Source organism: Pacificoceanicola onchidii, assembly GCF_004804335.1.
Taxonomy (GTDB): domain Bacteria; phylum Pseudomonadota; class Alphaproteobacteria; order Rhodobacterales; family Rhodobacteraceae; genus Pacificoceanicola; species Pacificoceanicola onchidii.
Window position 1 is genome coordinate 404,831 of the sequence record NZ_SRXY01000004.1, and the last position, 22,553, is coordinate 427,383.

10 protein-coding genes are annotated in these 22,553 nt (G+C 61.0%); 6 read left to right on the forward strand and 4 right to left on the reverse strand.

Annotation, left to right across the window (positions count from 1 at the left end; translation table 11 throughout):
• The first annotated feature begins 171 nt into the window (after window positions 1-171).
• From E4662_RS13240 to E4662_RS13265, 6 genes are all read left to right on the forward strand, one after another.
• Window positions 172-1,293, forward strand: coding sequence for a Gfo/Idh/MocA family protein (locus E4662_RS13240; RefSeq protein ID WP_136442052.1), 1,122 nt, complete (start codon window positions 172-174; stop codon window positions 1,291-1,293).
• On the forward strand, window positions 1,257-2,255 hold the full coding sequence (locus E4662_RS13245; RefSeq protein WP_240705186.1) for an NAD-dependent epimerase/dehydratase family protein: 999 nt from the start codon (window positions 1,257-1,259) through the stop codon (window positions 2,253-2,255). Before E4662_RS13240 ends, E4662_RS13245 begins: the two co-directional genes overlap by 37 nt.
• Window positions 2,252-3,466 carry a glycosyltransferase family 4 protein gene (locus E4662_RS13250; RefSeq protein ID WP_136442053.1) on the forward strand — a complete coding sequence of 405 codons (1,215 nt, stop codon included), beginning with the start codon at window positions 2,252-2,254 and terminating at the stop codon, window positions 3,464-3,466. The genes E4662_RS13245 and E4662_RS13250 overlap by 4 nt, the downstream gene beginning before the upstream one ends.
• Entirely contained in the window at window positions 3,463-4,422 is a 960-nt protein-coding gene (locus E4662_RS13255; RefSeq protein WP_136442054.1) for a glycosyltransferase, read from the forward strand. The genes E4662_RS13250 and E4662_RS13255 overlap by 4 nt, the downstream gene beginning before the upstream one ends.
• Before the next feature lie 12 nt (window positions 4,423-4,434).
• Complete coding sequence (locus E4662_RS13260; protein WP_136442055.1) at window positions 4,435-6,519, forward strand: NAD-dependent epimerase/dehydratase family protein; 2,085 nt, start codon at window positions 4,435-4,437, stop codon at window positions 6,517-6,519.
• A 213-nt stretch (window positions 6,520-6,732) separates the two neighbouring features.
• Window positions 6,733-8,460, forward strand: coding sequence for a CpsD/CapB family tyrosine-protein kinase (locus E4662_RS13265; RefSeq protein WP_240705187.1), 1,728 nt, complete (start codon window positions 6,733-6,735; stop codon window positions 8,458-8,460).
• A gap of 136 nt (window positions 8,461-8,596) precedes the next feature.
• On the opposite strand, the gene E4662_RS13270 is transcribed toward E4662_RS13265, so the two are convergent.
• From E4662_RS13270 to E4662_RS13285, 4 genes are all read right to left on the reverse strand, one after another.
• Complete coding sequence (locus tag E4662_RS13270) at window positions 8,597-9,922, reverse strand: GumC family protein (RefSeq protein WP_136442056.1); 1,326 nt, start codon at window positions 9,920-9,922, stop codon at window positions 8,597-8,599.
• A gap of 400 nt (window positions 9,923-10,322) precedes the next feature.
• The gene (locus E4662_RS13275) at window positions 10,323-14,948 is read right to left on the reverse strand and encodes a MupA/Atu3671 family FMN-dependent luciferase-like monooxygenase (protein ID WP_136442057.1); all 4,626 of its coding nucleotides are present in this window, start codon (window positions 14,946-14,948) and stop codon (window positions 10,323-10,325) included.
• Window positions 14,949-14,953: 5 nt separating this feature from the next.
• A complete protein-coding gene (locus E4662_RS13280; protein WP_136442058.1) occupies window positions 14,954-15,940 on the reverse strand; it encodes a glycosyltransferase family 2 protein in 987 nt (328 codons plus the stop codon).
• A gap of 3 nt (window positions 15,941-15,943) precedes the next feature.
• Window positions 15,944-22,384, reverse strand: a complete 6,441-nt coding sequence (locus tag E4662_RS13285; RefSeq protein WP_136442059.1) for a type I polyketide synthase — start codon at window positions 22,382-22,384, stop codon at window positions 15,944-15,946.
• Window positions 22,385-22,553: the final 169 nt, after the last annotated feature.

Below are 22,553 nucleotides of genomic sequence, written 5' to 3' on the forward strand. Positions count from 1 at the left end.
CGAAAGGGCGGCTTTCGCAGGGATTGTTCAATACACCCGTGTCTGTCGAATTCTGGCCATGTTTGCCAGTTAAGCAAGGAAACAGTTAACGGTGGGTAGAGCAGCTATGCCCGAAAACATTGAGAAATTCGGCCTTCATCGGCCGCACGTGCCCTATTGGGTACCACAACCATGACGCGGGTTTTGCTTCTGGGATGCGGCTTTGTGGCTGACCTCTATATGCGTTCATTGTCCGCGATGACCGGTATATCTGTTGCAGGCGTTTTTGATATCGATGCAGAGCGTCGGGCCCAATTCTGCCAGTTCTGGGGTGTTCCCGAAAAGACAAGCTTCGAAGCGCTATTGGACAGCGCACACGGGGCCTTGGTGCTCAATCTAACCAACCCACATGCCCATTTCGAAACAACCCTTGCTTGTTTGAATGCGGGTCATCCGGTCTATTCGGAAAAACCGCTCGCCATGTGTACCCAAGACGCAAAAACCCTTCATGCATTGGCTTTTGAGAAAGGGCTCGAGCTGGCATCGGCCCCCTGTTCGGCACTTGGCGAAGCCGCGCAAACGCTTGGGCACGCCTTAAGACATGGCACCGCGGGAACGCCCCGCGCGATCTACGCGGAACTGGACGATGGGTTCATCCCGCAGGCCGCTTTTGAGAAGTGGACATCCGAAAGCGGCGCGCCCTGGCCATACGAAGATGAGTTTCGGGTCGGGTGTACGCTTGAGCACGCGGGATACTACCTCGGGTGGTTGATTGGCTGGTTTGGGTCCGTGCACACCGTTGTCGCCGCCAGCGCCGAAGTGTTGCCGGAAAAGGCAGGTGACGGTCCTTTTGCCCCGGACCTCTCGGTCGCTACACTTTTTTTTGAGAACGGGCCAGTTACCCGCCTGACATGCAGCATCGTCGCGCCGCACAACCATGCAATCCGAATCACCGGTGACAAAGGTGTGCTGAGCTGTGATGCCGCCTGGGACAATGCCGCCAAGGTTCGCTTTGCACGACGCATGACAATCCGCAGGCGTCTGATGGAATCGCCCTGGCCCCGCCGGGTGCGGCTCCAAGGTCCCACTCATCCAAAGGTCAAACGATGGGGCGCGGCGGCCATGAATTTCATGCTCGGCCCCGCCGAAGTACTGGAAGCGATCCGGGAGGGCCGCCCAAGCCGCCTTGGCGGAGATTTTGCGCTGCACATGACTGAGGTCACATTGGCCATCCAGAATGCCGGGGAGCATAGCGGCGCGCTGACAATGACAACCCGATGCAATCCCATGGAGCCGATGCCATGGGCGAAGTGACGCGTATCCTGATAACCGGGGCGAGCGGGTTTGTTGGCGGCGCGGTTGTGCGGGCCGCCCGCGCGCAAGGCATCGACGTCATTGCACAGTATCGCAGCCTGCCCCATGCCAACTGGGAGTCCGACGCCGGAATCGAGCCGCTGCGATTGGACCTGTCCGATCCGGGCGCGCAAAACAGTTTGAAAGAGCAATTGCCGGGTGTGGACGCGGTCATCCACGCGGCTGCACATATGGGCGACGATCCAAAAGCGCATGAAACGCTAAGCGTCGGCGGCACGAAAACGCTTTTGGACGCCATGCAAGGCGAACAAGCGCGGTTGGTGCTCGTGTCTTCAATCGCGGTTTATGACACGATGGCCCTGAAACCCGGTGATCTGCTGGATGAAGCCAGCCCATTGGAGACCACCGAGACAGCACGCGATCCTTACACAAAGGCCAAACTCGCGCAGGAAGCGCTCGTCCGAGATGCGCGGCAAAGCGCATGGCTCATTCGGCCCGGCGCAGTCTGGGGATCCGGACGGACATGGCACGCCTTGCTTGGCTTCTGGGCTTCCAAAATTTTCGTCCAGATCGGTGGCGACGACGGCGAATTGCCGGTGGTCCATGTCGACCATCTCGCCGAACTCCTGATCAAGGCAGCACGCACTGTGCCGCCGGGTATCGTCGCTGTGAACGCTTTGGACGATGACAGGCCGAGCCGCGCGCGCTTTGTCTCGGCCCATCGGAAGTGGGCGGGCTGGCCCCGTTTGGTTTTGCCGATTTCCTTCGCAGTCTGGCTCAAGCTCATTCGCCTTTTGAAGCCTGTCGCAAGCCGCCTGCCCGGCCTGTTTCGCGAACCGATTGCCCGGGCCCGGCTGATGCCGCTCAGCTATTCCAACGAGAAGGGCCGCAGCATCCTCGCCGGGCCGTCTCAGGCGGATTTCGAAACTCTGCTGGCCCAAAGTTTGGAGGATCGTCCATGACCCTCCCCAAGCTCGCCTATCTGACCGGAGAATACCCCCGCGCCTCCGACACCTTCATTCAACGCGAAGTCGCCGCTTTGCGCGATATCGGCCACGAGGTTGTCACCTGTTCGATCCGCACAACGGGAGCCGAGCATCTGGTTGGCCCTGAACAGCGCGAAGAACACGCGCGCACGTTCAAGGTTCTGGACACCTGCAAATCCCCTACACGCCTGCTGCGTGCGCACCTGCGCTGGATGCGAAACCCATCGCGCTACCTGCGCGCCTTGAGGCTCGCATGGCAGACCGCGCCCAAAGGGCTCAAAGGGCGCGCCTACAATCTGATCTACTTTCTGGAAGCCGGCGTTCTGGCCGACGCGTTGGCGCAGCATGGCGTCACGCATCTGCACAATCACATCGCCAAGGCGTCCTGCACCGTGGCGATGCTGGCATCAGAGCTGTCCGGCATTCCCTACAGCTTCACGATCCACGGTCCGGATATCTTCTTTGAGCCGAACCACTGGCGGATTGACGAAAAAGCCGCGCGCGCCGCTTTTGTTGCCTGCATAAGCGACTTTTGCCGATCGCAACTCATGTGTTTCGCCGACCAAACCCATTGGACTCGGTTCCACATCATCCACTGCGGCGTGGAGACGGCGCGGTATGCCACCGCCCCACATGCCGACAAGGAATTGCTTTTTGTCGGGCGGTTGGCTGCGGTGAAGGGGGTTCCAGTTCTGCTCGACGCCCTGCGCGGGATGGATAGGGATTGGCATCTTACGGTGATCGGCGACGGGCCGGATCGGGCTGATCTGGAAGACAAAGCGAAAGGTTTGCCTGTCAATTTTGTTGGTTACAAAAGCCAGGCGGAGGTCGCCGAAGCGCTCGCCGGGACAGATGTCTTTGTCCTGCCAAGCTTTGCCGAGGGGGTGCCCGTCGTTCTGATGGAAGCCTTGGCATCCGGCGTGCCGGTTGTGACGACACGGATTGCGGGCGTGCCCGAGCTTGTCGAAGACGGCGAAAACGGAAAGCTGGTTCCGCCCGGAGACGCCGATGCGCTGAAAGAGGCCTTGCAAACGCTTCTCGCCGATCCTGAACTTCGGCGTTCGTTCGGAAAAAATGGTCAGGCCAAGGTGGCCGCAGAATTCGAAGTTACCGCCGAAGCCGCGCGTTTGTCGCGTCTGTTTTGCGGCTATTCGGACGGCACACCGCCGACGGGGAAGCGACCATGACCCCTGTTGATGTAGTTCTCATCGGACGCAACGAAGGCGCCCGACTGACCGCTTGCCTCGATTCCGTGGTCGGGCAAGCCCGTCAGGTCGTTTACGTGGACTCCGGTTCAACCGACAACAGCGTGGCCGAAGCCGAAGCCCGCGGGGCAAAGGTCGTGAAACTCGACATGAGCCTGCCTTTCACTGCCGCGCGCGGGCGCAACGCTGGGTTCGACGCATTGGATGATCCGCAGATCGTCATGTTCATCGACGGCGATTGCACGCTGGTGCCCGGTTTTCTTGCCACCGCACGCACGCATCTGGAGAGCAATCCAAAGTTGGGCCTCGTGACCGGCTGGCGCAGCGAAATCCACCGTGATGCCAGCATCTACAACCAGCTTTGCGATTGGGAATGGCACCGTCCCGCTGGGCTTATCGATGCCTGTGGCGGTGACATGATGGTCCGGGCGCAGGCATGGAAAGCTGTCGGCGGCATGAACCCCGAGGTGATCGCCGCCGAAGACGACGAGTTTTGTACACGGCTGCGCAAGGCCGGGTGGCTGCTGGAACGCATTCCACAGGACATGACGCGTCACGACGCCGCGATGCTGCGTTTTGGGCAATGGTGGCGACGGGCCGAGCGCACCGGGCACGGATTCGCGCAGGTCGGGCATCTGCATCCGGAGTACTTTCGCCGGGAGCGTCAGCGCGTGCTGATCTATGGCGCTGCAATTCCGCTCGCGATGATCCTCAGTCTGGCCGTTGCATGGTGGCTGCCGCTGCTGCTCTTCGGGCTCTATGAATGGAACTACATCCGCACCGCCCAAGGGCTGATGCGCGAAGGTCTGCCCGGTGGCGAGGCCTTTCGTCATGCGATCCTGCTCACCCTATCGAAATTCCCCAATCTTATCGGTTTGATGCGGTTTCATTGGCGCCGCCTGACCGGTCGCGCGATGCGCATCATTGAATACAAGTAAGAGGCGTTACCCATGTCCGCTGAAACCCGCGTTGGCCTGATCGGGGCCGGTTACATTGCCACCTGGCATGCAGATGCGCTTGCCGCGACACCGGGCGTGCGCATCACTGCGGTCTGTGATCCGAATGAAATCGCCGCCAAGGGCTTTGCCGAAGGGTACGGCGCGACACCCTTCCTGTCTGTCGATGACCTGATTGCCGCCGGGATCTGCGACGCAGTGCACATCTTGACCCCGCCGCATCTGCACAAGTCGCTTGCCATTCAGTGCCTGCGCGGCGGTCTTGATGTGCTTGTCGAGAAGCCCGTGGCAGAAAGCGCCGAGGAAACGCACGAGATCGAAGCCGTTGCACAGGAAACCGGCAAACGCTTTTCAGCCGGTCACAATTTCCTTGGCCTGCCGTCCTACCGGACCATGAAGAAGGCGATGGAGGCGGGCGAATACGGGCGCGTGTCCGGCTGCGAGATCACTTGGGCCTTGCCGCTCGCACCGCTGCGCTCTGGCCCTTTCAATCTGTGGCTGCTGCGCGAGCCCAAGAACCTGCTGCTTGAGCTTGGGCCGCACCTAATTGCCTTCGCGCAGGATCTTTTCGGCCCGATGGAGATCATTCACGCCCAAGCCGAGCGACCCATCGCTCTGCCAGGCGACGACATGCGCCCGCAAGGCTTTCGCATTCTCGCCCGTGCCGGGGGTGTCGAAGTCACCTTCACCCTTTCGATGGTTGAAACAACCGATGACCGAAGCGTCACCTTGCGTGGATCCTCCGCCCGTGCGCGGCTCGACTTCGCGCAAGACGTGCTGGTTGTTGAGCGGGAAAATGCCTCTGATCTGGTGGTCAACCCGCTGCGTCGGCAGTTGGACCTGTCCCGGCAACATCTCTGGCAAGGTGTGAAGAACGCCGCTGTGCAACTCAAATCTCTGAACACGCAAAACCCCTATGGCCGCAGCTTTCGCGGCATGAACGCGGCACTCTATTCGGGTGATGCAGCGCCCTACTCCGGCGCCCAAGCGGTCCAGGTCATGCAAGCAATCGACGACGCCATCGCACGCTTGCCCGATGCAGACCTCAAAGTGGCCGCACCCGCCGTCAAGTCTCGCAACCCCAAACCAACCGCAATGGTCATCGGAGGAACCGGCTTTATCGGGCGCGCGCTCACCCGGCGCCTCGTGGCCGACGGTCGTGACGTCCGTGTGCTATCGCGGGGTCGCACCGGGCCTTTCCCTGATTTGCCGGACAACGTCGAAACCGTAAGCGTCTCCCTGCACGATCTCGACGGACTGACCGAGGCGATGAAGGGCATCGACGTGGTTTTCAACCTTGCGAAGGCCTTGGAGACGTCCTGGGCGGATTGTCTGACAAATGATGTCGGCGTCGCCACGCGTGTCGGGATGGCTTGTGAGCAGGCCGGGGTCAAACGGCTGGTCTACACCGGCACCATTGCCAGCTATGACATGTCCGATCCGAACGCGAAGATCACAGAAGAAACCGGTTTCGCCGAAGACATGACGGACCGAAATCTCTACGCAAGATCCAAGGCGGAGTGCGAAAAACAGCTGATGAAGCTACACCGCGAGCGCGGCCTGCCGCTGGTGATTGCCCGGCCCGGCATCGTCGTCGGTGCAGGTGGACCGCTCCAGCATTGGGGTATCGGACGCTGGCACGGGGCTGGCGCGGTGCGCATCTGGGGGCACGGCCGCAACATCCTGCCGTTTGTCCTGAACGATGACATTGCCGATGGCCTTGTCCGCATGATCGACGAACCGGTAGAAGGGCAGAGCTTCAACCTGATCGGCGAGCCGATGCTGTCCGGGCGGGACTACTTCGACGCCATTCATGAGGCACTGGGCGCGCGCATTCGCGTCTCATCCGGCAACCTCTATGCGTTCTACGCCTCTGATGCGCTGAAATACGGGCTCAAGAAATACGCCCTGCGCCGTCCCGGCGTGATCCGGCCAAGCCTTGCGGACTGGAAAAGCCGCGCGCACTTCTCACCTTTTGTAAACGAAAAGCCAAAGCGCCTGCTGGGCTGGAAACCGGAGGCCGACCGCACCACATTCATTGAGAAGGCCATCACACAGGCCAACCTGTTCGGCTTCTGACCGCCCTGCATTTTGGAAACAATCCTCGCAAATCGGTCTTATTCTGGACAGATTCACCTGTTGTAAACGGTCTGAGGCAAGACATGCGCCGAAATCGGCTGGCATGTACCGGAGTTGAGCAAAGATGATGGCCAGACCCATTTTGATCTGTCTAGAGACGCGCCGCGCCTGCGCGGTGGGGTCCGTTTGCTCGGCTTTGGAGGTTGGAGCGCGATGAATATGGTCGATCGCCCCAAGTTTCGCCGCAAATTCCGCCGCGCCAACGCGCCGGAAGACCGGGTTGAACTCCAACACACAACTCCTCGAAATGATCCAAGCGCAGCAGAGCGCGCGCGGGAAGCCGCGCGTTTGGCGCGGGAAGAAGCCGAGCGCCTAGAAGCTGAAGCGCTTGCTGCTGCCGAACGCGCGGAACGCGAAGCGCAAGAACGTGCTGCGCTTGAAGCGGAGCGGATCAGGCAGAAGGAAGCCTATGAAGCGCGCCGTGCCGCTCAAAGACAGGCCAAGCTGGACGCAGAGCGTCGCGCCGAGAAGGAAGCCGCACGCAAAGCCGAGGCGCGCCGCCGCGCCGCCGAAGAGGAACGCAGGCGTGCCGAGGAACAGGCCGCAGAGGAAGCACGCAGAAAATCTGAAGCGCTAGCCGCCGCAGAAGCACAGCGCATTGCGGAAGAGAAGGCTGCGCGCGAGGCGGAAGAAGCGCGCCTTGCAGCCGAGGCCAGGGCTGCACGCGAAGCCGAAGAAGCGCGTCAGAGGGCGGAGGCTGAGGCAAAGCGGAAAGCCGAAGAGCAACGCCGTGCGGCTGAAGACGCCCGCAGAGAAGCAGAGGCCAGGGCCGCTGAAGAGGCGCGCCGCAAAGCGGAGGCTGAAGCTAAGCAAAGAGCAGACGAAGAAGCCCGTCGTTTGGCTGAAGAGAAAGCGGCGCGAGAAGCAGAAGAGCGGCGCGTGGCGGAAGAAGCGCGTCAAAGGGCGGAAGCCGAGGCGAAGCGGAAAGCCGAAGAGCAGCGCCTGGCCGCTAAAGACGCCCGCAGAATAGCGGAAATCAGGGCCGCCGAAGAGGCACGCCGCAGGGCGGAGGACGAAGCCCGCCGCAAAGCCGAGGAGCAAAGGGTCGCTACGGAAGCCGCTGAAAGACAAGACGCTGCCGCAACGAGTGCGCCCCTGCCGTTGACGTCTCCCATTGTTCTTCCGGTTGAGGCTGCGGAGCCCGAGGCCGAAAATGGTCCCGTTTGGGAGCATTTGGGTCATTTCGACGTTAGCGAATCTCACCTTGCTGCCAACCGCATCATCACCGCCGCCCGTGACGATCCCGCCTACACGGCGTTTGACGTCTTGCGGACGCGCCTGCTACAGGCTTTGTCCGAAAACGGATGGAAACGCGTCGCGATCACCTCGCCGACAAAGGACTGCGGCAAGACCTTCACGGCAGCGAACCTCGCTATCAGCCTGTCCCGGCAAGAAAACTGCCGGACAATCCTGCTCGATTGCGACATGCGCCGTCCGACCCTGCAAAAGGTCATGGGTCGCAAGGGCGCCGGTTCGGTGGGTGACATGCTTCGAGGCAAGATTGCGCCACAGGATCACCTGCTCCGCCTTGGGCAGAACAGCATCAACGCTGGCCGCAATATCGCGTTTGGTTTCAATGAGATGATTGAACCATACGCGTCAGAATTGCTCCAGGATCCGCGCACGGAGGAAACCCTTGATCGCATCGAGGCAGAACTGGAACCGGACGTGATCCTCTTCGATCTGCCGCCTGCACTGTACTATGACGACGTGATTGCCTTTCGGCCCTTGTTTGACGGGGTTTTGCTGGTCATTGGCGGCGGTATCACCACGGAAAAAGAGATCAAGGAAGTCGAGCGCAGACTGGGCGACGAAACCCCTTTGCTTGGCATGGTGCTGAACAAGGCGGAGAACACCGAGATCAACAAGTATCAATACTGATATCGCCACTTGAGATCGAAAAAGCCCCCGCGCCAAACCGGCAGCGGGGGCTTTTGTTGTGAAAGGTCTGGTCCACCGCTGCCGCTTTTTTTCGCGGACAGCCCCAGCTTTTCACATGCGCTGTAGCTGCGCGTTCTCAGCTCCCTGCGGCCCGGGGCAGCAGTCGACCCATCAGATCGGAAATGGAAATTCCGTTTCCAAACAGGCGGGTTGCCGCGAAGACTGTTGCGATCAAACCAAAAATCCAGCCCAGAATACCAAGCCCGCGACGGGTGCGATCATGGCGTGTCGATACTGTCGGGATGGCAACAACCGGTTGCATACCGAGCATGCGCTCCATCTGGGCGGCATTGCGGATCGCCGGGTTCATCAGTTCGGTGGCAAAGGCAACGGCGATACCGACGATCAGGCTGGCCACCGCACCCATGATGGCGGTTTTCTTACGGCTGCGGGACACGGAGTGCTCCGGAACAAGCGCGGTTTCCAGAACTTCGAAGCGGTCGGTCTGCTGGCGGTTCTCCAGCGCTTCACCCATCTCAGCCTCGGCCTTGCGGCGGGTGATGACGCTGTACTGATCCTGCAGTCGGTTCAGCTCACGCTCCATTCCGCTCAGGGCACGCTCGACTTCCGGCGCACCGGAGATTTGCGCCTGAATTTGAGCAATGCGCTCGGTCACAAGCAGCTTTTGCTCCTGAAGCAGCTGAATGTTGGCCTGCTTGACCTCATCCCGCTGACGATCCGAGGTCGTCTCGATGGTCAGGATCTGCTGGTCAAGGTCGAGCGAGGCGTCCCGAAGGCTGGCCAGTTGATCCCGCAGATCGGACACGCCGGCGGGAAGCTGGTCGGAGTTGGCCGATTTGAACACGGCGATCTGCTCTTCCATGACGGCGATCTCTGCGCTCACGCGATCTTCTTCGGCGACAAAGAAATCAAGCGTGTCACGGGCACGGCTCACCGAGCGATCACGGGACTGATCAATGACGGAATACATCAATTCGTTTGCCAGATCGGCAGCCTTTTGCGGGTCATCAAGGCGCACGGTGATCAGCAGACCGGACGGAGTGTTGCCGCCGGCAGCGTAGATTTGCGAAGCATCCACGATCTGCTCGATCGACGCGGCCTGCCGCATCTGGAAGATGCGCTCATTGATCGAAATCGCCGGATCGTCCGCAAACAGGTCATGTTTGTCCATGATGCGGATGAGATTGTCGCGCGCCATCAGACGCTGCTCGATCAGGCGAACACGGCGGGCAGCATTTTCTGCGGCTGCCGTGGCACCGGCAAGTTGATCCGGAACGCGTGCATCTTCGATCTGAACCACGGCGGTTGCTTCGAAGGTCTTGATCTGACTGATGGCATAGCTGAGCGAGAGGGCGCAGCCGATGGCAGTGATCAGGACGATCAGCCAAAAGCGGCGCTTGAGGGCAGAGACGACTTCGTCAAAGGTCTGAAACTGGTTCATTTGTTACTCCCGCAAAGTTGCCCCCAATGCGACGAAGTTGACGTCTCGCGGTGGCCCGCTTGCCGCCATCTTCAAGTCATAATCTATCGAAGTTGCCTTATTTGCGCCATGGTTTTCCTGATCAGATCAGGAAACAGTGCGTATCCACATCGGAATTTCAGAACACATTTTCGTCATATTTTCAATAAATTAAGGGGTTTCTCCGGGTATCTGCCCCAGTTCCGCCACATTTGCCTTGGGCGGCGCTTTCCGCACTGCTTTCCAGACGTTTCGGGGCGGCCCCAAAGCCGCCTCATTTGGGCAGATTTGGCCGCATTCTGCCCAAATTGCGAAGGGGGATTCGCAACAAAAAACCCGGGTGACAGGATCACCCGGGCTTTCTGGTCATAGTTGGAGACAGTCAGGCGCTGCGTCGCGCCCGCATTTCACGCCGTCTTGCCATTGCGTCCATCCGAGCATCGGCTCTGGCGTTGCCCGTCGGCGCAACCGATTTTGCCACGGGCGCAACTGGAGCGGGCGGTACGGGCGGAGCCGCGACAGGTTTCACAACCGGTTTCGGTTTGTTCAAATTCAGTGCGCCGTCTGTCATCGCCGAAACGCGCTCAGCCAGATCCGCCAGGATAGGGAAGCGGAAGATATCAGTGATCGAGAGCCGTGTGGCGCCGAGCTCTTCGCGGATCGCCCGGTGTGTCTGGACCGCCAGAAGTGAATGACCGCCGAGATCAAAGAAGTTGTCGCGTCCGCTGATCCCGGCCACGCCAAGGAAGCGCGTCCAGATTTGAGCTATGGCCTGTTCGATCTCTGCGGTATCAGCCTTCGGCGTCGGTTGGGTTACAGGTTCGGCCAAGATCGTCTTGGGCGCTTCCACAACCGTTTTCGCCTTTGGCGCGGTTGGAGCGGGAAGCGCATTGCGATCAACCTTCTTGTTGGGTGTCAGCGGGAAGGCATCCAACTGCACGAACCGGCCGGGCACCATGAAGCTGGGCAGATCTGCACTCATTTTCGTTTTCAACAGCGCCTCGTCCCGCACCTCTCCGGTGTAGTAGCCGACAAGACGCAAATCGCCCGGCGTATCTTCTCGGGCGGCGACAACAGCTTGCGTGATCCCGTCGATCCCTTCCAGGACCGCTTCGATCTCTCCAAGCTCGATCCGGTAGCCGCGCAGCTTGACCTGATGATCCACACGCCCGACGAAATCAATCGCGCCATCGGCGCGGCGACGAACCAGATCACCGGTTCGGTACATGCGCCCCGGATGGAACGGATTGGGGACGAAACGCTCAGCGGTCAGTTCGGGCCGGTCCCAATAACCGCGCGTCACACCGTCACCGCCAATCCAAAGCTCGCCCTCTTCGCCAATGCCGACGGGCTGTCGTTTCTCGTCCAGAACGTAGAGTTTCTGATTGGCCAGCGGATAACCGACATTCACCACGGAAGCGCTGGGCTCTCCCTTTTGCGTAGAAGACCAGATTGTCGTCTCTGTCGGGCCGTACATGTTGGTGATCGGGGCGTCCGTGATCTCCGCAAACTCCTGCACCAAGGCGCCCGGCAACGGCTCTCCGCCGAAATACAGGTGTTTGACGGACCGCAACGCCTGCCGCGCCTCATCGTTCATCGCGAACATGCGCGCCATCGAAGGGGTGCATTGCAGATGGGTCACGCCATGGCGCAGAAGCTGGGCGGCAATGGAAAAGTCATCAGCTTCCGGTTCCGGCGCGCCTTTCGTGGCTTGAACCACCTCTGCCAAAGGCTTCAAACCATCCAGAACCACCTGACGATCAATGCCATAATCGATCAAACAGGCAATTTCGTCGACGCCGATCCGCTTGACCTCTTCGGCGCGCGCCATGGCGTCTTCAACCGTGCCAAACAGGCCGCTTTCATTGAAATACCGCTCGAAGGCGAAATCGAGGATCGCGTCCAGTTCTTCCGGCTCCAGCCCGTCGAGCTGAAGATCAAAGGCGTTGTTCACCCCTTCGGGCCGTTTGAACGCCGGGAAGGCCCAGGCGTACTGTTTGATCAACCCCGCCGCGGAATTGAGGTAGTCCTTCATCGGTTGCCGCGCGATTTCCCGCGCCTGATCGCGGGTTTCCGCGAGATAAGTGTGCAGCATCAGCGTGACGGTGAAGTCCTTGGGATCATGCCCGGCCTCGCGCAACGCGGCGTGGTAGAGCTTGATCTTGCCGCCAACTTCGTCGACCGACTGGCCAAGCAGGTGCGTCAGCACGTTGCAGCCCAGCCGTCCGGCCTCTTTCCAGGTTTCCGGGTTCCCGGCCGTTGTGACCCAGATCGGCAGTTCCTTGGACACCGGACGCGGCTGTGTGATCACTTCGTGCAAGCTGCCATCCTTGCGCGGGAAACCAACGGCCTCGCCGCGCCAGAGTTTGCGGATCTGATCAATGTTTTCGACCATGGCCGGTTTGTTGTTCGGCGGTGTGTTTTCCGGGCGCAGGACAAAATCATCGGGCTGCCAACCGCTTGCAATCGCAAGACCGGCGCGCCCGTTGGTCAGGTTGTCGATGACGGACCATTCTTCGGCGATGCGCGCCGGATGGTGCAGCGGAGCCACGACAGAGCCGGACCGTACGCCGATATTGCTGGTAATGGCCGCCACTGCCGCGCCTGTCACCGAAGGGTTCGGATATGGGCCGCCAAAGGCATGGAAGTGCCGTTCCGGCGTCCAGACCGCGACGAAATCGTTCTCATCGGCAAACTTCGCGCCATCAAGCAGAAGCTTGTATTTGTCGCGGCCGACGCCATCGTCGTTGCCCCAGTAATAGAGGGAGAACTGCATTCCCGCACCGGACGCACCAAGCGGGCCTTTGGAGATCAGACCGCGATCCTCGTCCCCGGTCAGAACAACCTTGAAGCCGCGCGCCGTGGTGTAAAACAGCTCAAGCACCGAGATGTCGAAGGACAGCGAAGTAACCGCGAGCCACGTGCCGCCGTGATCCTGCACCACGTCGTCCATACCGCGATAGAAGTTGATCACATTGCGATGCTCGATCATCACGCCTTTGGGCTTGCCGGTACTGCCGCTGGTGTAAATAAGATAGGCGAGGTCTTCGGGGCCGGAGGTATCCGGCAGGTTCTCGATGGGTGCCGTCTCAAGACGCGGCTCCGCATCCAGAACCAGAAGCTGCGCTTTGTGTTTCGGCAAAGACGGCTCAAGCGCTGCCTGCGTGACGATCACCTGTGCGCGACTGTCCTCAACGAAGTGTTGCAGTCGATCTGCCGGGTAACTCGGATCCATCGGAAGGTAAGCCCCACCCGCTTTCAGGATCGCCAATGCGCCGGTCATCAAGTCAACCGAGCGTTTGCAGCACAAGCCAACCACCTGCCCCGGCTGTACACCCATCTGCTGCAGAACATGCGCCGCGCGGTTGGCGCGGGCGTTGAGTTGTGCGTAGGTCAGGCTCAGACCCTCAAAGACAAGCGCCACCGCGTCCGGCGTCTTGGCCACCTGCGCCTCGAAGGCACGGTGCATGGTCAGGTCACGATCATATGCGGCCTCGGTTTCGTTCCATTGGTTCAGAACAAGCGCGCGCTCCGCGGCGGGCAAGGTCTGATCCGGGGCGTGGAGCATCAGTTCCAGACGCGCGGTCAGCAATTCCATCATTTCGGCGGAGAGTTTCCCTGCGTCATAAGTCAGCTTGGGATGCGCGCCGAGATCAACGGTGATCACCGTTCCCGGCACATGACCGGCCCCGTTTGAAACGCCGATCTGCGGCACTTCAGGCCAGCTCAACTCGGGCGCACGCGCGGGCAGGTCCAGAGCAAAACTGGAGCCTTTCGAAGCGGCTTCAAAGCGGCCGGCCTGCCCTTCGGTCACGCGCAAAGGAGCCCAAGGAGACACAAGACCCGTTTCGGCAAGCGCCGCGATGTCTTTGTCTGCAAAGGCAAGATCGTAAGTACCGGCCCCACCCAAACGAGCGGCCCATGTCGCAACAAGCGCCAAGCCCTCATCACCAGCGGGCAGGCTCAGCCCCCGCGTCTCGATCGTGCCGTGTCCCTCCTCGGCCCCGGGCACCTGCACGGGTTTCAGTTCCCGTAGAGCTACGCGCCAGACGCCATCGCGCGCGGCGATTTGAGCCGAGGCGGCATCGAGCCGCACCTTTTCCTGGGCAGATACGCCCGGCAGCACCGTCTCAGGCTTTGCGACGTCATGCGCATTTACTGGCATCCCGCAAATGCGGGTCACACCTTCGATCTGCAACGCACCAGTCCCGCAGGCGACTGTCAGATGATCCGCCGTCACTTCCAGAACCGTCCCCGGCGCGCCGCTGCCGTCGGCAACACGCGCATGCGGCGCCAGCCAAAGTGCTCCTTCGGAGCGGAACTTTGCCGTGTAGAGCGGGTTCCAATACCCGCCATGATCCATCGCCCGCACCAAACGCGCGAGGTCTTCGGCTGATTTCGACCAATCCAGCAGACCCATCGCCGCCGGGCGGTCCGTCAGCCCATGGTAACCGCGCTGCGACAGATCCTGTCTGGTCCGCTTCAATGCACTGTTTTCAAGCTGATCGAGCAGCGCCGGGAAGCTCTCCATGGCTGCCTCGTAAGCCTTGGTGTTGAGCGTCAGCGCGGTGTCCGTCTCGGTGATCGGGAACTCGCGGGACACAAGAACGTCCCCTTCGTCCACGCCGCCTTCGATCATGTGCCAGGAAATGCCGTGCTGTATTTCCCCTTCGAGCAGCGCCCAGACCGGTGCGTTCAGACCAGCGTGGCGCGGCAAAGGTCCGTCGTGGAAGTTGATCGCGCCCTTGGCGGGCAGTTCCAGAACGCTGCCCGGAATGATCCGAAGGTTGGCAATCGACAAAAGCCAATCAAAAGGCTGGCCTACCAGCGTTCCGGCCAGATCGCGCGGCTCTGTCAGCACAACAATCCCATGGCCTTTGGCCCAGACCGTCACGTCTTCTGCCTCCGTGATGACAGCGCGCACGCTGTTGCCCCGCGCCAGCAGCGCTTCGGCGCAGCCCACCAGCAGCGATTCATTGCCCATCAAAACGGCAGAAAACCCGGTCATGTTTGTCACTCCACTCTTGCCTCTGTGCCGGGCGCGTTGCCCGCTCGGTCCGGCAAAGGCCGGATCAATGCGCCGAGGTCATGTAAAATCAGATCCCGCAGAAAATGCGGCGGATCGGCGGGGGGCTTGCGTTGCAGCAGCATCCTGACCCGCCACAGGGACCCGCCCAGCATGTGCAAAAGCGTCGCCAGAACCGCCGCGCCGCGCCCATGGTTTTTCGAAAAATAGTGCCAGCGGCTGTCAAGCCAGTAACCGGGAATGCGATCCCATGTCTTCATGCCCGTGGAGACAGACCCGATATGCGCCACTTTGCTGTCCACAACGTAATGGGTCTCATACCCGGCGCGGGCGGCACGCAGACAAAGGTCTGTTTCCTCAAAGTACAGGAAAAAAGTCTCGTCAAAGAGGCCAATCTCATCGAGCACCTCTTGCCGCATCATCATCGAAGCACCCGCGAGCCAATCCACCCGCCGCGTCGTCTCTGGCAAAGGCAAAGGCACAATGCGATTCTTCAGAACGCGCGAAATCGGGCCAAAGCGGGCTGAACCCTCCAGCTCGGACCAGACCGAAGGAAAGCGGAAGGCGGTGATATGCGGATCGCCGTCCTCGCCGTGGATAAAGCTGCCTGCAAATCCGGCTTTGGGGTTCGTTTCGAGATGATTGACGAGGCACCGGATCGCGTCCGGCGCGGGGAAGGCATCCGAGTTCAACAGGTAGACAAAATCCGGCTTCGAGCCGTCACTCAGGCCCGCGCGAATGCCAACGTTGTTGCCAGCACCAAAACCGCCGTTCCGACCGGATTGGATCACTCGCACGCCAGGCCAGCCTTGTGCCCTAGCCTTCAGCGTCTCAAAAGACCCGTCGCCGGACGCGTTGTCGACAATCACCAGCTCCGCATCGAGCCCATCCAAAGCCCGCATCGCCGCCTCTGCCGCGCGGATCGTCATGTCCGGCGTGCGATAGTTCAGCAGCACTGTCAGCAGTCTGGGCATGATCTACTCCGCCGCCTGCGTCGGGAAGGTGACAACCTCCCCATGGCCCGAGGCACGCGCTTCGGCCTCTTCGATAACTTCGCGCATGAGACCGGAAAGCACCCGAACGTTCGGCTCCAGCACCATGCTGTCGTGATCACCCGGCACTTCGAACACCTCGATCTGGGGCAAGGTCTCACCCCAGTCGTTATCAGACAGAACATAGGTGCGCTCCGAGTTGACCAGCTTGCCGCCCGTCACTGTCCATTTGCCTTGCAAAGGTGGCCGGTACAGCACCACACGGCCGCCCCATGGCTTGACCTGATACTGCGCGATTGCGCCGTAGAAGGCCGCTTCGATCTCGGCATTGTGGAAGGCATGCTCCGCGCCCGTCTCTTCGACATGACGCCGCTTTTCAAACTCCCAGGCGATGCGGTTCTTGGCCCAGATGAGGGGGTAAAGCGGGCCTTTCTCACGCGCCTTGTGCCATTGGATCAGCAACCGATCCGCAAACTCCAACGGACGGCGCTGCGGCAGCGGCGTGTCGAGCATGACCACAAGCGATACCTCTTCACCCATGGCCTCAAGCTGATGGGCGATCTCATAAGCCGTGATCCCGCCACCCGAGAAGCCGCCAAGCATATACGGACCTTCCGGCTGCACCTGACGCATTTCTTCAATGTAGTCGCGCGCAGCCTCTGCGATTGTCTTGTGCGGCTCTTCTCCGCCCAGCAATCCCTTGGCCTGCAGGCCATAGAATGGCCGATCCGAGCCAAGAAGGTGCGCCAGATGGCGCAGGTTCAGGACATTGCCGAACATACCCGCGATCAGGAAGAACGGTTGACGCGCACCGCCGTCACCATCGTGCATGGCGACAAGATGCTTGAAACGCCGCTCCGGCTTTGCCTCTTGCGGCGTGGCATCGCTCATTTCGACATGGCCCGTCTGCTCCGCAATCAATGCAGCGCATTTCCGGATGGTCGGGGCCTCAAAGAGGACGGAAATCGGGAAATCCACGCGGAAGGCCTTCTTGACCATCGCAAAAAGGCGCACGGCGATCAGGCTGTGGCCGCCAAGGTCAAAGAAGCTGTCTTCTGCGCCCACATTCTGCACACCCAGAAGGTCTTCCCAAAACCCGGCAAGCGTGGTTTCGATCTCACCTTCCGGCGCAACATAGTCGCCGTCCAACTGTGGCCGCTCGAACTTCTGGGTCTCGCCGCTGTCTGCCGTGCTGGCAGCTGTCTGTCGGATGAGCGCGTCCAGATCCATCGAGGACACAACAACCTGCGGCACCTCGAGCGCCATGGCAGCATGGAAGGCGCGGGCGCCTTCGTCCGGCAGGATGCCTTGCGAAAGGTTGTGCGCAAGGCGTTCTTCGGCGGGTGAGAGCGGCTGCGCGCTGTCGGTTTCATCCACTTCCAACTCCGACACGCTGATCGGAGGGGCGCTCTTAAGCACGTCCAAAGAGGCCAGTTTGCGGATGGTGAAACCCGTGATCTCAACAAGCACGTTGCCGCCTTCATCGCAAAGCGTGACATCGAAACTCGCCGTCTCGCCGCTTGCGGAGTTGTCAGCGGCATTGCGCACCCAGCTGACGATCTTGTCGGGAAGCGGCGCATGTATCCGCACGCGGCCATAGCGGACCGGCGCCCAAAGATGCGTCGGCTGCCAACCGTCGATGAGTTCCATAGCCCAGCCTGTCGCGATATCCATCAAAGCCGGATGCAGCAGGCACTCATCGTCCTGCGCTTCGACCGGGAGTGACAGGCATGCGATGCCTTCATCCGAGCCATAGGCGCGGCTGTCCAGCACTTTCCAGCGCGGACCAAAGGCCAGCATGAGTTCCTGTGCCGCGGGCAGTTTGGACCCCGGAACCGCCTCAACTGGCGCACCACAACGCGCGCGAATTGCGTTCAGGTCAACGGGGTCAGGACGTGCCATAGGCAAAAGCGAAATCGCCCCCTCGGCAGTCAGGGCAAAACCCTGCCGCCCGTTGAGCGCCGCATCCGCAAGCACGTCAAAGCCATACCCGCGATCCGTCCGTTTGAGCCGTACTTTCACATCCCGCGATGCACCATCGGCGATCCTCAGCGGGCGCAGAAAGTTCAGGTCCCGCAACTCGAACGCGCCACCTTCGTGATGCGCACTGAGCGCATGCGCTGCCAGTGTCAGGTAGCCCGTCCCCGGCAGTAGAGCATCGCCCAGCTTCGTCCGGTGCTCGTCAATGAACCAGTCATCCGCGCTGTAGCGCACGGTGAACACGCGGTTGCCTTGGGCGTCAAAACTCGCCTCATCCAGAAGCGGTAGCGCGACCGGGGTGACAGGCGCCTTCGGCAGATCCCCGTTCCGGGCCGCGATGGCCTCGGCGGCCATGCCAACCTCATTCCATATGCCCCAGTTGATCGCGACCACACGTGTCTTGCCGCCAGCGCGCGACCGGGCAAAGGCATTGAGAAACTCATTTGCCGCAACATAATCCACCTGACCCGCCGGGGCGGTGACGGTGGAGGAAGAGCTGAACAGCGCCATCCAATCCACGGAGCCATCAGGGAACACCTGCCCAAGCACTTCGGTGCCATGGATTTTCGGGGTAAAGACATCTTCGACCGTGGCAGGCGATTTTGTCAAAAGCGGCGCATCCTTGATGACGCCTGCACCATGCACAACGCCGGTTATGGGACCAAAGCGGGCTTCGGCTTCGGCTTTGACACGGCGCAGTTGCGTTGCATTGCAGACATCAGCGGCAGCGACCAAAACCTCCGCCCCGGCTTGCTCGAGGGCCTCAACGGCGCGGATGCGGCGGGCGGTGGCGTCACTGGGAGCATGGCGATTGAGATAGTCGGCCCATTGTCCGCGCTCCGGTAAAGTGCTGCGCGAGAGTAGGACCAGCTTTGCGCCCTTGGCCGCGAAATCCCTGGCGAGCGTCAATCCGATCCCGCCGAAACCACCAGTGATCAGGATCACCCCACCCGCAGCGTCAGGCACCGTTTCTTGCAAAGGCACAGGGCGCATCGCGCTTTCAAACCGGCGATCCCCGCGCAGGGCTGCGATCGCGCCGGACGGCTCGCTCAGCAGTTCCTCAAGAACACGGTTGCTCAAGGCGGTCAAATCTGCGTCATACGCGGCCTCAGCCTTGCCACGCGCCCAGAAAGACGGCGTGCCGAGGTGTGGCAACTGAATGTCCAGTGTCGAGACCGAAACCCCCGGCAATTCGCGCGGAATCACCCGTGCCGGACCTGCGATGGTGGCTTTTCCGGGGTAGGGCAACGCTTCATCCCGCAGCTTTGCCGCGCCGTTCGTGATGACCGTGATATGCGGCTTGGCCGTGCCTTCCTCGGCCAGGGCCTGGGCCAGGAACATGAGCGAGTAGAACCCCTGTTCCTGAACGCGGTGGAAGAAGGACGATCCGGGACGATGGCTTTCGTCCGCTGTGACCATCCAGTAATGAGCGACGCGGGTGGGGATAATGCCGTTTTGGGCAAGATCCTGCAGGAGAAGATCATAGCCTTCGCGGCCCCGTTCCGGGGACAGGATATAGCGATCCTCTGAAAGCCGCTGGAAAGTGTCGCCCACGCCAACCGTGACAACGGTATGCCCCGCATTTCGGAGTTGCGACACGGCCCCGTTCGCCAGTCCGGCATCATCTGCAAAGATCAGCCAGATCTGCGGCTCCGAGTCTCTGAGCTCTGCAAGGTCCACCTCGACCTGCGCGGCGCGTGGCCGCCAGACGGGTTTCCACCCCCATTCGCCAAGGTCGTCATTGCGCATCAGGAACTGCGGCGCGGTCTCAGTGGCGGCTTTGCCCGGCTGGATGAAATAGGGCGCGCGTTGGAAGGCATAGGTCGGCAGAACCACGCGCTTGCGGCGCGCACCGCCCCAGACTTGCTCCCAATCGATTTGGACGCCCAGCGCCCAGAGCCGCCCCAGAACCTCGAAAAGATGCTTGTCATCCGCGATCCGGTCATCGGGGTGGCGCAGGCTGCTGAGAACCTGATTGCCGGAGACTTCAGGATGCTGGCGCGCGAGCGAAGAAAGCGCCTTGCCCGGCCCAACCTCAAGGATCACGCGATTTTCCCGGGCAAGCGTGCCGACACAGCGAGCAAAGAAGACCGTTCCGCGCAGGTGCTCTGTCCAGTAGTCCGGGCTGGTGGCCTGCTCATCCGTCATCATCTCGCCCGTGCGGTTCGAGGTGAGCGGGATCTGCGGCGGGTTCAGCTGGATGGAAGCGAGATAGGTACGGAAATCCGCAAGGATCGGCTCAAGCATCCGGCTGTGCGCCGCAATGTCGATGCCGATGCGCTGGCAGTCAACATCATCTGCTCTGAGGCGCGCTTCGAGGTCATCCAGAGCCGCCTGCGGGCCAGAGGCCACGGAAAGCTCCGGCGCGTTCTCTGCACCAAGGTCAAGATCGCCGGTCAGGTAGGGCTGCAGCGCCTCCGCCGAAAGCGAAACCGAGAGCATGCCCCCGGCAGGCACCGTATCAAAAAGCGTCCCGCGCAGGTGCACAAGACCAATGCAATCTTCAAAAGACATCACCCCCGCCAGACAGGCGGCGGTGTTTTCGCCCATGGAGTGCCCCGAAAGGATCGAAGGCGTCACGCCCCATGCCATCCACATCTGCGCCAGCGCATATTCGCAGATCATGATCAGCGGCAGTTGCAGGCTGGGCTTCTGCAGGGCCTCGTCGGCGGGTTTGGTATCGCCTTCGGGCAGCCAAAGCGCGCGCATATCCGCGTCGGTCAACGTGGAAAGATGTTCGAGCCCGCGGTCCATCCATTCGGCAAAGACTGGCTCGGTCTCATAGAGATCCCGCGCCATCCCTGCGTATTGTGCGCCGCCGCCGGGAAAGAGGAAGGCCACGTCCGGACGATCCAGAGCCTTGTGTTGAAAGACGCGGCGCGGATTACCCTCTTCGATCAGCGTGGCGGCTTCCTTGTGGCTTTCGGCAACAACCACCATGCGCCGTTCAAACGCGCGGCGGCCCTCTTTGAGCGTAAACGCCACATCCGCGAGGCTTTGCTCGGGGTGGGTACGCAGATGCCCTGCCAAACGCGCGGCATTATCGCCCAAAGCCGCCTTGTTCCGACCCGAAAGCGTCAGGATCTGAAACGGAAAATCGCTCGCTTCGGACGCAACCGGATCCGGCGCTTCTTCCAGCACCACATGCGCGTTGGTTCCACCAACCCCGAGCGAGTTCACCCCCGCGCGGCGTGGATGATCCCCGCGTTGCCAGTCGGCGAGCCGATCATTCACCCGGAACGGCGAGTGCTCGAAATCAATCGCCGGGTTCGGTGCCTCGTAGCCAAGGCTCGGTGGCATTTGTTTGTGGTGCAACGCGAGGCTGGTTTTGACCAGGCTCGCCACCCCGGCCGCCGTGTCCAGATGGCCAATGTTCGTTTTGACCGACCCGATGCGGCAATGACCAACCCCGGAACCGCTTTCTTCGAACGCCTGCGTCAGCGCGGCAACCTCGATGGGATCACCAAGATAGGTCCCGGTTCCATGGCATTCGACATAGTCGACGGTATCCGACGACACGCCGGCAATTGCCTGCGCCTCGGCCACAGCCGCCGCTTGGCCATCCACCGAAGGCGCAAGGTAGCCCGCTTTCTGGGCTCCATCGTTGTTGACCGCCGTGCCCTTGATCACCGCCCAGATGTGATCCCCATCGGCCAGAGCATCCGCCATACGGCGCAAGACAACCACGCCCGCACCGGAGCCGAACACCGTGCCTTCGGCGCGATGATCGAAGGCATGGCAGGCTCCGTCCGGCGACAGGATTTCGTTTTCCTTGTAGAGATAGCCCCGGCCCTGCGGCAGCTCGATGGTCACGCCGCCCGCCAGCGCCATGTCGCACTCGCCGTTAAGCAACGCTTGCACCGCGTAATGCGTTGCCACAAGCGAGGTTGAACAGGCGGTTTGCAGGTTGATCGACGGGCCGTGCAAATCGAGCACATGGCTCAGCCGTGTGGTCATGAAGTCCTTGTCATTGCCGGTATGGCGCAACAGGAACATGCCCGTGTTTTCAACCAGATCCGGGTTGGAACAGACGTTGAAATAGAAATAGCTGCCCATGCCGCAGCCTGCGAAAACGCCGACCTGACCGGGGAAGTTTTCCGGTACATGGCCCGCCGTTTCCAACGCCTCCCAGGCGCATTCGAGGAACTGGCGGTGTTGCGGATCCATGATCATGGCTTCCTTGGGCGAGAAGCCGAAGAATTCCGCATCGAACTGTTCGAAATCGTCGAGGGGCGCCGCGAAAGGCACGTAGTCCTTGTGACGGATCAGGCCGGGGTCTTCGCCCGCCGCCTTCAGCTCTTCATCGGACAGGCGGCGAATGGACGACACACCGTCGCGCAGATTGCGCCAGTAAGCCGCAATATCGTCCGCACCGGGAAGATGCGCGGCCATCCCGACAATGGCGATGTCATTCTCGCCGTAGTGCTGCTCAAATCCATCCTGCATAAGCCCATACCCCGCCACACAATCACGACACACCCAAACCATACTGATGCGCTGAAAATGCGGCGTTTTTTAGGAATCCGATCCAGTTGATGCCCAAATTTGGCGGTTTGCGCAGAAACTGGTTCGCATATCGAAACACCGCCGGACTTTATCGTTTTTGTTTCCATTT